This is a genomic window from Intrasporangium chromatireducens Q5-1 (assembly GCF_000576575.1).
Taxonomy (GTDB): Bacteria; Actinomycetota; Actinomycetes; order Actinomycetales; family Dermatophilaceae; genus Intrasporangium_A; species Intrasporangium_A chromatireducens.
Window position 1 is genome coordinate 1 of sequence record NZ_AWQS01000125.1, and the last position, 11,334, is coordinate 11,334.

Sequence of the window (11,334 nt, forward strand, 5' to 3'; positions counted from 1 at the left end):
TCAACGTCCTAGAGCTTAATCTGGCTGTAGAAGAAGTGGAGGGCTGAGCCATGACTGCGCGGGGGCGGCTTCGGGTGCTGCTCGGAGCAGCACCTGGCGTGGGCAAGACCTACGCCATGCTGGAGGAGGGTCGGCGTCTGGTCGATGAAGGCAAGAACGTCGTGGTCGCCATTGTGGAGACACACGGACGCGCCGCCACAGCCAGTATGGCCGAAGGACTTTCGCTCATCCCACGTCGCATGGTTAGTCACCGCGGCGTTACCTTGACCGAGCTAGACGTCGATGCGGTGATCGCCACCAGGCCCGACATCGCATTGGTGGACGAGCTTGCGCACACCAACGCCCCCGGTTCACGGCATGAAAAGCGGTGGGAAGATGTGCAACAGATTCTTGACGCTGGCATCGACGTCATCTCTACCCTCAATATCCAGCACATCGAGTCGCTGAATGATGTCGTCGAGCAGATCACTGGCGTCCCGCAGCGCGAGACCATTCCCGATGACATCCTGCGCGCCGCCGACTCGATGGAAGTCATCGACCTCGACCCGCAAGCACTGCGCGATCGGCTCGCCGGCGGCCTGATCTACCCTGCCGAGCGCGTCGACGCTGCCCTGTCCAACTACTTCCGGCTCGGTAACCTCACCGCCCTGCGCGAGCTCGCGCTGCTGTGGCTGGCTGATGAGGTCGACCAAGCCTTGCAGAGCTACCGGGCCGAGCACGGCATCGACAGCACCTGGGAGGCACGCGAGCGGGTCGTCGTGACCCTCACCGGCGGGCCTGAGGGCGAGACGCTGCTGCGCCGTGGGGCGCGCATCGCCGCCCGTTCCGGTGGTGGCGAGTTGCTGGCGGTCCATGTATCCAGCCAAGACGGGCTTCGCACCGCCAACCCGGCCGCTCTCGCCCAGCAGCGGGCATTGGTCGAGAAGCTCGGCGGCACCTACCACCAGGTCGTCGGTAGCGACATTCCCCAAGCCCTGGTCGAGTTCGCCAAGTCCGTGAACGCCACCCAGCTCGTCATCGGAGTGAGCCGGCGCGGCAGGATCGCCGCCGCACTCACAGGACCAGGCATCGGCGCCACGGTCATCCGCGAGGCCGGCAACATCGATGTCCATATCGTCAACCATGCGGCAGCCGGCGGCCGGTTCGCCCTTCCGCGCATCGGCGGTGCGTTGACGCTGAAACGCCGAGTCGCTGGCTTCGCGGTCGCGCTTGTCGGTGGCCCCTTGCTCACGTGGCTGCTCGCGTCGCTTCGGAGTGAGGACTCGATCACCAGCGACGTCCTGAGCTATCAACTCCTCGTCGTGATCGTGGCGCTCACCGGCGGCATCTGGCCCGCACTGTTTGCCGCGGTCATGTCCGGGCTCACCTTGGACTTCTTCTTCGTCGAGCCGTTGTACACCGTGACGGTCAACGAACCCTTCCATCTGCTCGTGCTGAGCCTCTATGTCGTCATCGCGGTCCTCGTCAGCTACGTGGTTGACCGTGCCGCCCGAGAGTCCCGGGTCGCTCGTCGCGCCGCGGCAGAGTCGGAGTTGCTGGCCACCGTCGCCGGTAGCGTGCTGCGTGGGCAGGGCGCCGTGCAAGCGCTCGTCGAGCGCACCAGGGAAGCATTTGGCATGGCTGGGGTTCGCCTGCTCCAAGGAGACACTGTGCTCGCGACCAGCGGCGAACCCCTTCCCGACAATCAGTGCGTTCGAGTTCCCATCGGCAATCGGGCGACTCTCGAACTACACGGACATGACCTAGAAGCCTCCGAACAACGCCTCCTCAACGTTGTTGCCGCACAACTTGACGCCGCGCTGGAGCACTCCGATCTGACCGAGACAGTGGGCGAGATCGGGCCGCTGGCAGCCTCCGACCGAGTACGCAGCGCCCTCTTGTCGGCTGTCAGCCATGACTTGCGCCGTCCTCTCGCGGCGGCCATCGCGGCCGTCAGCGGACTACGTTCCACGCGCCACTCACTCAGTGAAGCCGACAGATCAGAACTGCTCGCGACTGCCGACGAGAGTCTGGCGACCCTCGCGACCCTCGTCACCGACCTCCTCGATGTCAGCAAGCTCCAAGCCGGAGTGCTGAGCATCGCCCGCACTCCCGTCGATCCCGCCGACGTGATCCTCGCCGCCGTCGACGAACTCCATCTTGGACCCGACACCGCCGGGTTGGACTTGGACGCCGACGTGCCGCAAGTCTCGGCCGATCCGGTGCTTCTTCAACGAGTCGTGGTCAATCTGTTGTCAAACGCTGCACGATACTCACCACCGGGCTCGCGAGTCCGAGTGACTACCAGCGCGTTCGCCGGATCGGTGGAGATCCGCGTGATCGACAACGGACCCGGCATCCCACCTGAGCGACGCGACGACGTGTTCGTGCCTTTCCAGCGCCTGGGCGACACTGACAACACCACCGGCCTTGGCCTCGGCCTTGCGCTGTCTCGCGGATTTATCGAGGGAATGGGTGGAACTCTCACACCCGAAGACACGCCAGGCGGCGGGGTCACGATGGTTGTGGCCCTTCCCGCTGTCGGTGCCGAACCACCCAGCACGAATCAGAAAGGCGATGAAGGTCATGAGAATCCTGATCGCTGACGATGACCCACAGATACTCCGCGCGCTTCGCATCACGCTCGGAGCGGAAGGATATGAGATCATCACCGCAGCCGATGGTGCCGAGGCCATCAACAGCGCTGTCCAGCACCACCCGGACATCTTCATGATCGACCTGGGCATGCCCAAGCTCAACGGCATCGAGGTCATCAATGGCATCCGAGGATGGTCCGCGGCACCCATCCTTGTCATCTCCGGTCGCAGCGGAGCTGCCGACAAGGTAGAAGCCCTTGACGCTGGCGCCGACGATTACGTCACCAAGCCGTTCTCCATCGACGAACTGCTCGCCCGAATCCGCGCGCTCACTCGCAGGGTTGTGCGCGATGACGCTGATCCGATCGTCTCCTTCGGCAACGTCACAGTTGACCTATCGGCACACCAGGTGACCCGACGCACCAAGAGTGGACCACAAACGGTGAGACTGACGCCGACCGAATGGCAGGTGCTCGAACAACTCATCCGAAATCCAGGAAAGCTCGTCACACGCCAGACCCTGCTAACGGAGATATGGGGTTCCGAACACGTAACCGATACCGGATACCTGCGCCTGTACATCGCCCAACTGCGCAAGAAGCTGGAGCCGTACCCCGCCGCACCCAAGTACATCATCACCGAGGCCGGAATGGGCTACCGTCTTCACGTCCCCGAGGCAAGCTAAGCACGAGCCTGCACTGCCCCAGCGGCTCGAACCGGGAGCCGTTCTCTCAGCGCTGGACGTGTCGAAACCGTTAGGATCGGCGCCTACGCCGTATGCATCCCGTTAGGACTGGCGCAGGCGCCTGTGCGGGGTCGTTAACTGCATCAATGAGGGGACGACGGGTCGGCAGGGTTTGAGCCGCGCTGATCCAAGCGCGGCGGGGTCCGTGCGCTCGAACGGGCTTCCCATGACGGCGGTCGAGAGCGTACGCACAGCCCCTATGCGTCGGGTGACCTTTCGCCATGCAAAGGCGGTGCATGTCATGGCCGGCGCGGCGCGAATCCACACGGCGACCGGTATCCACGAGCTCCGCAGTGGCTCGGTGCTGTTTCTGGGTGCAGGCAGGTGGTGCTCCATCCAGCCGACGCCACGTGTTCGGACGTGGACTGTCTACATGGATGAGGTCTTCCTTCGCAGCCAGCTTCGATGGGTGTTTACGGATTCGACTCGGCTTCGGGAGTCGATTTCCCATGTTGACGACTGGGATGGGTCGGCTTTCGTCCACGTCGTGGGCCAAGATGCCTTGAAGCGGATGGAGCCACTATGGCGACAGATCAGCCTCGTCAGTTCTCATGACAACCCCGAGTTCGCGGTGACGAGTCTCATATCGTTGCTCGCGCAGTTGATCGAAATCGCGCTGCCCACGGTCCTTACACCGGATCATCCTTTGGGAACGCTGTCGCCGCTGCCGATCAAGGGTCGGCTGACGCAGCGAAGCCGTCACCCCTCGGTTGATCGTGCCGTGATCCTCCTGCGAACGAGAATGTCGGACCCCTGGACCATCAGTCTCTTGGCGCAGGAAGTGGCAATGTCGCGAAGCCAGCTCAGCCGAACGTTCAGCCAGCAAGTCGGGCTGTCACCTTTCCGCTTCCTAACGGAGAGTCGCCTTACGGAGTTTACGCGCCTTGTCGAGGAGACCGACCTTCCCATCTACGTTGCTGCTCGTCAGGTGGGCTGGGGGGACCCTCGTGTGGCTGCGTCCTGGTTCCGGCGACGATTCGGTGTTTCTCCTACACATTTTCGATCACACCCACACGCCAGCCATACCGATGATCTGGCAAGCCGTCGGCTACGCAAGCACGGTCGCGAGGCGGCGGATGCGTAACTTGTCGCGCAACATGCGCCGCAAGACTCGACTTCATCGCGCGGCTCTAGGCGCAGGAGGCGCAAGGGGCTAGAGAGGACCAATACGTCGGGTTTCATCACGGAGCCTGACGGTCGTCATCTTCCTCGTCCGTCTCGTCTCATTGATCTACCTGGCGCACCTTGCGGTCGCACGGTCGCTCCCTCTTGGGGTGACCCAGGCGGAGGGAGGCCAGACGGTGGCTGCGAACGAGGACAAGCAGGCGACGCTCGACGTGCTGGAAGAGCGCATCGTGCGCTCGGTCGAGGAGGTGGTGTCGGGCGATGACTGGCGGCGGGCGATGGAGTTCGCGGCGAGGTTCCGCACGCGCTCGTTCAACAACACGCTGTTGATCTGGGTGCAGCATTTGGAAGCCTACGAACAGGGGCGGGTGCCGACGCCTACGCCGACGTGGGTTGCCGGGTACAACGACTGGCGGAAGATGGGTCGCTGGCCGGAGAAGGACGGCGGCTATCGGATTCGCGGTCCGGTCAAGGCGAGGTTCGCCTCAGCGACCCCGCGCGACCCGGCGTCGTGGCGGCGGCTGGGCAAGTGGGAGAAGCCGCGGCCCAGCGAGGTCGTGCGTCGCCGGATCGTCAACGTCGTCCCGGCCTATGTGTGGGACGTGTCGAGGACGCACGGAGACCCGCTCCCTGAGCTGCCGCGTCCGAGGCTGCTGGAAGGCCAAGCCCCGGCCGGGCTGTGGGAGGGCTTGGCCGAGCAGGCGGAGGCGCTGGGGTTCGAGGTGCTGCGGATGCCGCGCGACCGCATGGAGCGGGGCGCGAACGGCTGCACCGATTTCGAGACCCGTCAGGTGATGGTCTGCGCGGACATGGACTCGGCCGCGCAGGTCAAGACCCTCGCGCACGAGTTGGCGCACGTCCGGCTGGATGGCCCGAACCAGCAGGACGACGCCCGCCAGCATCGCGGGATCAGCGAGGTACGGGCCGAGTCGGTGGCGCTGATGGTCGCCGCCGCGCATGGCATGGACACCAGCGATTACACGATCCCGTATGTCGCCGGATGGGCGGCTAACGTGGATGGGAAAGACCCGGTGGCGGTCGTGCGGGCCACGGGCGAGCAGGTGCGCAGCACCGCATTCGACATCCTCGACAAGCTCGACACCGCACAGCTCGGGAACGGCAACCCGCTGTCCCTGCGGGTGGACGGCCCGGAGCGCACGCCGCAGGCTCAGGAGACGCCAGAGCAGGCGCCGCGCCGGGTCGAGCCGCTGCCTGAACGGGAGACGCCGGCGGCTCCGGTCGGCTCGGGACGGGGCCTGTGATGGTCGCCGCCGCGACTGCTGCCGCCGTGTTCGGTCAGCTCGACGGGGCGCCGCTGCCGGTCGCGGCGCGCGAGCTGGCGCGAGCCGGGGTGCCGGTGTTCCCCTGCGCGCCGGGCGGGAAGCGGCCGATCCCGGAGCGCGGGTTCCACGAGGCCAGCATCGACCTGGACCAGGTTGAGGGGTGGTGGCGGTCGCGGCCGACCGCGAACATCGGCATCCCGACCGGCACCGCCTCGGGGCTGGTCGTGATCGACGTGGATGTGCACGGGGTCAACGGGTATGCCGCCTATGCGCGTGCGGCGCGGGCCGGGCTGGTCCCGGAGCCGTTGGCGGTCGTGCGCACGCCCACCGGCGGACAGCACGCCTACTTCCCGGCCGACTCGCACCAGGGGCAACGGTCCTGGCAGGCCGGGAAGGTCGGCATCGACTGCCGCGGCGACGGCGGCTACATCATCGCGCCGCCCTCGTTGCTGCGGCTGGACGGCGTGCGCACCCCGTACCGGATCGAGCAGGTCGCGGCCGGTGCGGCCCGGCCGATAGATGCGGGCCGGCTGCGGGACTTCCTCGATCCTCGGCCCGCGCCCCGGCCGCGCGTCGGCGGGCCAGTGCGCCGGGAGGACGCGGAGCGCCTGGCGACGTGGCTGGGCCGGCAGGCCACCGACCGCAATCTCAAACTCTTCTGGGCCTCCTGCCGATTGGCCGAGGGCGGGGTGCCGCTCACGGATGCCTTGGACGCGATGGCGACGGCCGCGCAGTCGGATTTCGGGGAGCGGGAAATCACTCGCACCGTCTACAGCGCCTATCGCAGCGTCGGCGTCGGAGCCCGGCGGGACCGTCCCGCCACGTCGCCTTCGGGCGAGTTCGCTCGCGGGACCGTGCAGCCGCGGGCGCCCGCCACGCGGGGGCTGCCATGAAGGAGCTGCGCGGCCGCCGGTGGGCGGTCATCACCTCGGTCGCCGGGACGGTGTTCATCGCCGCCGGCGCGTTCTGGTTGTCGTTCACGTCCCTGGCCGACCTTGCCCGCCGCTCCGGGATCGGGGCCGGGCAGGCGTGGGCGTGGCCGCTGATCGTCGATGGCGTGATCGTGGTCTCCACGGTCGCCGTGGTGGGCCTCGCCGGTGAGCGGGCGGCGTGGTATCCGTGGGTGCTGCTGGTCGGTGGGGCCGCGGTGTCGGTGACGGCGAACAGCTTGCACGCGGTGGTCGCGGCCGACGCCGACGTGCCCGGACCGCTCGCGGCCGCGGTCGCTGCTGTGCCGCCGGTCGTGTTGCTGGCGATCACGCATTTGACCGTCGTGCTGACCCGCGCCACCGCACGCCCCGTTACTGCGCTCGAGTTGCCGCCGGCGGTCGAGCCGATCACCGCCCAGCCACCGAGCGAGGCAGTATCTATCGACCCGCCATCTACTGCGGCAGGCGTCACCGCTGCGGACTCGGACGGCGGGCCGGATCGCCGGTCGCTCGCGGCAGAGCTGCGCGAGCAGGACTGGTCGAACAAGGCCATCGCCCGGCACCTGGGCGTGCATCCCTCGACGGTGGGCCGCTGGCTGCCTCGTGCTCACCAGTCCGATGAGGCGGACCCCTCTGGGTCGCAGCCCGAGATGGAAGGGGCCCTGCCATGAACGACGAGGACCGGATGCGGGAGCAACATCACCAGCACCCCGAGCCCGAGCGGCCGCCCGCGCGGAACGACCCGGACCCGGCCGAGGCGACCGAAGCCGCGGGGACGCCGGATGCGGTCAAGGCCGCCGAGTCCCGCAAGGTCGCGAGGGAGAAGCTGGCGCGGGTACGGGGCCGGGGCGTGGATTGGGTGCGCCCGACCGACTTGATCGCCCAAGGCGGCGGCGCGCTGTCCCGCCGGGGCATCGACCGGACCGCTGAGACGAACCGGCACGTCCGCGCCCCGATCGAGAAGGGCGCGCGCTGGGTCGCCGAGCGAGCCAAGCGGCTGCCGCCCCTGAGCGCGTTCGGCCGTCGCGGCGGCGCCGAGCAGGGACCGCGCCGCTCCGGGGTCGGGATGAGGTAGCCGGGTGGTGATGAGTCATGGGCGCCCTCTCCACAAAGGCGAGACCCGCAGTCGTCTGCGGGTGCACCTCGCCGTCGGGAGGTGCCCAGACCATGACCAACGACACCAGCACCATGAGCGAGATCAGCGGCCGGCCGGCTGAGGACTACCGCACCAGCGAGGGCCTGCGTGCCCTGCTGAAACGGCTGCATGCCGCCGGCCAGCGCGCTTGGGAGCATGACCCGGTAGCGGCGGAGCTGATGGCGTTCGCGGCCGAGAAGTACGCGGCGCTGGCGCACAAGCACCGGCTCGATCCGTGGGAGGCCGCGTCGGCGGCGTTCGACGTGATGCGTACAAAGGCCGCCCGCACCGCCGATGACCCGTGGGCGGTCATCACGCACGCGGTGCGGATCACCTGCATCGCCGAGGAACGCGGCCAAGGGCTGCTGTGCTCGACCCACCAGGCACGCCGGCCCCGCTACTCGATCTTCCACGACCCCGAACGGCTCTCCGACCGCGAGAACATCCTGAGCGACTACCATCCCGCGTTCCAGATCAAAGACGCCCACGACCGCGACGACACCCCGGAGCAGGCACCCGCCGAGCCGGCGGCGACCACCGCGGCGTCGGCGGTCGAGGACGCGATCACGCTGCTGATGCTGCTGGACTGGCCCGAGGGCACGGCACGCTCGGCGGTGGAGCACGTCTGCGTGGCGCTGACCCGCGTCGGGAACCGGCACACCGCCTACGAGACGCTGCGACGCGACAAGCACGCCAGAGCCCTGATCGACCTTCCGGGACGCTCCTGGGCGGTGCTGCTGCGCGCCCTGCTCGGCTGCCCGGACCCGGCACTCGCGGCGACCGTCGCAGGACGCGGCGTGCTGTTGCGGCTGCTGATCGGCGAGACGCTGCCGGTGCTGCTGCGCGATGACGACCTCGTGCTCACCCTCTCCCTGGCTGCACCGGGCATCAGCAAGCGGAGCGCGAGGAAGGCGCGGGGTGCGGGATGAGCGCACCGGCCGGGCACATCGAGCTGGAGCGGGCGGTGGACTCCATCACGATCGGCAACCGGCACCGCACGGACCTGGGCGACATCGACGCGCTCGCGGCCTCGATCGACCGGGACGGTCTATTGCAGCCGCCGACGATCACCCCGGACGGGGTGCTGGTGTGCGGGGCGCGCCGGATGGCGGCGATCAAGAAGCTCGGCTGGCGCCGCGTCAGCGTGTGGGTCCGTAGCGGTATCTCGGACCGGCTGGGGCATCTGCTAGCCGAGCAGGACGACAACCAGCTCCACAAGCCGCTCACCCCGATCGAGGCCGCCGCCCTATACAGGGAAATCAAGGAACTCATGGCCGAGGACGCCGCCCGCCGCAAGGCCAAGACCCAGTTCCACGAGGGCCACGAACCGGGACAGCATGGTCCCGCCGATTCGGCAGGACCATCGGACTCGCACCAGCTCGGGGACGCTCGCACGCAGGCGGCGCGGATGGTGACCGGCTCGGCGTCCTACAGCCGGCTGGAACAGATCGGCTACCTGCAACACCTGGCCGATGACCCGGACATCCGGGAGACGATCCGCGTCCAGGCACGCGATGGGCTGGTGCAGATCGAGGGCGGCGCGGCGGTCAACCCGATCTTCCAGCGCCTGCGCGACACCCAAGCCGAGGCTGACAGCGAGCGGGACCGGCGGTTGCACGAGCTGGCCGACGAAGCCCTGGCCCGCGTTCACGCGGCCAAGACCAGCAAGGCCACGAAGCCGGCCACGCCGAAGCGTCGACCAGCCGCCGAGGACGAGGGGCCGGCGCGGTACCCGGTGCGGGCGTTCGTGCTGACCTGGGCCGACCTGGAAGGGTGGTGGACCCACTACGACGTGGACGAGCTGGCCGTCGAGCTCACCGATGAGCAGGCCGAGGCGTTCTTCGCCGCCGTCGAGGGCACCACAGAGTTCGCCGACCAGCTCCGTACCGCCCGCACCACCGCCGCCTCTGAGTCGGCGGGCCGGCCGCTGCTGCGCGCCCTCTGATCCGCGCCGCCGCCGTCGCTCTTCTCGTTCGGGGCGGCGAGCACCTGGCGATATGAAGACGAATCCCGCCTCCTGGTCCCGTGGCCGCCTGATCGCCGTGATCGCCGCCGGCCTCGTCCTGCTGATCCTGGTCGGCATCGGCGTCTACGGGCTGATCGCCGGCCCGCAACGACCGACCGCTCCCGATCCCGGACCGGACCCCACGGTCCCCGCGCCGGGCGAGACTGGGCCGGACACGCCGCGGCTGCCGCAGGTCATGCTGTCCAGTGATCCCGACGAGTTCGCCCGCAACGTCGCCGAGGCCCTGTTCGCGTGGGATACCGGCTCGGGGCTGATGCCCTTGGACTACACCAGCGTGATCCTCGCGGTGGGCGATCCGTCCGGAACCGAGCAGGCCGGCCTCGCCGCCGACATCGCCTCGTATCTGCCGTCGCGTGAGGCGTGGATCGAGCTGCGCAAGTACGCCACCACCCAGCACCTCACCATCGAGTCCTCCTTCGTGCCCGAGGCATGGGACACCGCGGTCGAGCAGGCCCAGCCCGGCCAGCTCCCCGCTGGTGCGACGGCGGTCACGATCGAAGGAACCCGGCACCGCGAGGGCGTCTGGAACGGTGAGACGGTCACCAGTGAGCACCCCGTGGCCTTCACCGTGTTCCTGGCCTGCCCACCCCCGGCACCGGAGTTCCGTACCGGCCTGTGTCATGTGCTGCGCCTGTCGCAGCTCGACAACCCGCTGCGATGACAGAGGGCGCGTCGTGGTCAAGAAGCTCCTCATCCTCGGACTCGCCTTCGTCCTGTTCGGCCCTGCCTGTGTCCTGCTGTCGATCGGCGTGCTGATGAATCCCGCCGCCGCGAACTGCGCCGTCCCCGGCGGCAGCGTCACCGTGGGCAACGTCCCCGAATCGTTGACCGTCACCACGCAGGACGGCACCACGTTCACGCTGAACCGGCAGCAGCTCACGCACGCGGCGACGATCATCACGGTCGGAGGCGGCATCGAGGGTGTAGGGCGGCCCGGCATCACGATCGCGCTGATGGCCGCGCTCACCGAGAGCACCCTCCGCCAGCTCGCCAACACGGGCGCTTACCCCGAGTCCGCGAACTACCCCAACGATGGCAACGGCGGTGACCACGACTCCCTCGGCTTGTTTCAGATGCGCCCGCAATCGGGTTGGGGAACCGTCGCGGAGCTGATGGACACGACCTATCAGGCCCGAGCGTTCTACGGCGGACCCGATGGCCCGAACTATCCCTCGCCGCGGGGCCTGCTGGACATTCCCGGCTGGGCGCAGATGGACCCCGGCGAGGCTGCGCAGGCCGTCGAGGTCAGTGCCTACCCTGACCGCTATCGCAACTACGAGCCGGTCGCCGAGCGCATCCTCGACGCCCTCACCGGCGCGGCGGGTGCGGCTGGCCCGGCCGCCGCCCCGTTGGCGGCGGGTCCGGTTGCGGAGTCCTCGCGGGTTGTGTTCCCGCTCCCCGAGGGAACCTGGGTGCTCACCAGCGAGTTCGGGCCGCGCATCCATCCGATCACCGGGGAACCGTCGTTCCACACCGGCACCGACTTCGCCGCACCGGACGGCACGCCGATCCTCG

Annotated in this window: 11 protein-coding genes; all 11 read left to right on the forward strand. The window is 68.4% G+C overall.

The window, feature by feature from the left end; all coding sequences use genetic code 11:
* Nucleotides 1-50: 50 nt before the first annotated feature.
* A complete protein-coding gene (locus N864_RS14095) occupies nucleotides 51-2,585 on the forward strand; it encodes an ATP-binding protein (RefSeq protein WP_034717933.1) in 2,535 nt (844 codons plus the stop codon).
* Complete coding sequence (locus N864_RS14100) at nucleotides 2,566-3,261, forward strand: response regulator (protein ID WP_034717961.1); 696 nt, start codon at nucleotides 2,566-2,568, stop codon at nucleotides 3,259-3,261. The genes N864_RS14095 and N864_RS14100 overlap by 20 nt, the downstream gene beginning before the upstream one ends.
* Before the next feature lie 226 nt (nucleotides 3,262-3,487).
* Nucleotides 3,488-4,405: an AraC family transcriptional regulator gene (locus N864_RS24210; RefSeq protein WP_081793845.1), complete on the forward strand. Its 918-nt coding sequence runs from the start codon at nucleotides 3,488-3,490 to the stop codon at nucleotides 4,403-4,405.
* 217 nt (nucleotides 4,406-4,622) lie between these two features.
* Nucleotides 4,623-5,708, forward strand: coding sequence for an ArdC-like ssDNA-binding domain-containing protein (locus tag N864_RS14105; RefSeq protein WP_034717964.1), 1,086 nt, complete (start codon nucleotides 4,623-4,625; stop codon nucleotides 5,706-5,708).
* Complete coding sequence (locus N864_RS14110) at nucleotides 5,708-6,622, forward strand: bifunctional DNA primase/polymerase (RefSeq protein WP_034717938.1); 915 nt, start codon at nucleotides 5,708-5,710, stop codon at nucleotides 6,620-6,622. Before N864_RS14105 ends, N864_RS14110 begins: the two co-directional genes overlap by 1 nt.
* On the forward strand, nucleotides 6,619-7,329 hold the full coding sequence (locus tag N864_RS14115; RefSeq protein WP_034717941.1) for a DUF2637 domain-containing protein: 711 nt from the start codon (nucleotides 6,619-6,621) through the stop codon (nucleotides 7,327-7,329). Before N864_RS14110 ends, N864_RS14115 begins: the two co-directional genes overlap by 4 nt.
* Complete coding sequence (locus N864_RS14120) at nucleotides 7,326-7,733, forward strand: hypothetical protein (protein ID WP_034717949.1); 408 nt, start codon at nucleotides 7,326-7,328, stop codon at nucleotides 7,731-7,733. Before N864_RS14115 ends, N864_RS14120 begins: the two co-directional genes overlap by 4 nt.
* Before the next feature lie 92 nt (nucleotides 7,734-7,825).
* Nucleotides 7,826-8,722: a hypothetical protein gene (locus N864_RS14125; protein WP_034717951.1), complete on the forward strand. Its 897-nt coding sequence runs from the start codon at nucleotides 7,826-7,828 to the stop codon at nucleotides 8,720-8,722.
* Entirely contained in the window at nucleotides 8,719-9,738 is a 1,020-nt protein-coding gene (locus N864_RS14130) for a ParB N-terminal domain-containing protein (RefSeq protein ID WP_034717953.1), read from the forward strand. The genes N864_RS14125 and N864_RS14130 overlap by 4 nt, the downstream gene beginning before the upstream one ends.
* Nucleotides 9,739-9,790: 52 nt before the next feature.
* Nucleotides 9,791-10,480 (forward strand): hypothetical protein, encoded by a 690-nt coding sequence (locus tag N864_RS14135; RefSeq protein WP_034717955.1) that lies wholly within the window; start codon nucleotides 9,791-9,793, stop codon nucleotides 10,478-10,480.
* A gap of 13 nt (nucleotides 10,481-10,493) precedes the next feature.
* The coding region (locus tag N864_RS14140) for a M23 family metallopeptidase (protein ID WP_034717960.1) at nucleotides 10,494-11,334 on the forward strand (841 nt) is incomplete at its 3' end.

What these genes read in the sequence shown, in the direction of transcription:
- N864_RS14095 (WP_034717933.1), top strand. Translation starts at nt 51, where the DNA reads ATGACTGCGCGGGGGCGGCTTCGGGTGCTGCTCGGAGCAGCACCTGGC.
- N864_RS14100 (WP_034717961.1), top strand. Translation starts at nt 2,566, where the DNA reads ATGAGAATCCTGATCGCTGACGATGACCCACAGATACTCCGCGCGCTT.
- N864_RS24210 (WP_081793845.1), top strand. Translation starts at nt 3,488, where the DNA reads ATGACGGCGGTCGAGAGCGTACGCACAGCCCCTATGCGTCGGGTGACC.
- N864_RS14110 (WP_034717938.1), top strand. Translation starts at nt 5,708, where the DNA reads ATGGTCGCCGCCGCGACTGCTGCCGCCGTGTTCGGTCAGCTCGACGGG.
- N864_RS14115 (WP_034717941.1), top strand. Translation starts at nt 6,619, where the DNA reads ATGAAGGAGCTGCGCGGCCGCCGGTGGGCGGTCATCACCTCGGTCGCC.
- N864_RS14120 (WP_034717949.1), top strand. Translation starts at nt 7,326, where the DNA reads ATGAACGACGAGGACCGGATGCGGGAGCAACATCACCAGCACCCCGAG.
- N864_RS14125 (WP_034717951.1), top strand. Translation starts at nt 7,826, where the DNA reads ATGACCAACGACACCAGCACCATGAGCGAGATCAGCGGCCGGCCGGCT.
- N864_RS14130 (WP_034717953.1), top strand. Translation starts at nt 8,719, where the DNA reads ATGAGCGCACCGGCCGGGCACATCGAGCTGGAGCGGGCGGTGGACTCC.
- N864_RS14135 (WP_034717955.1), top strand. Translation starts at nt 9,791, where the DNA reads ATGAAGACGAATCCCGCCTCCTGGTCCCGTGGCCGCCTGATCGCCGTG.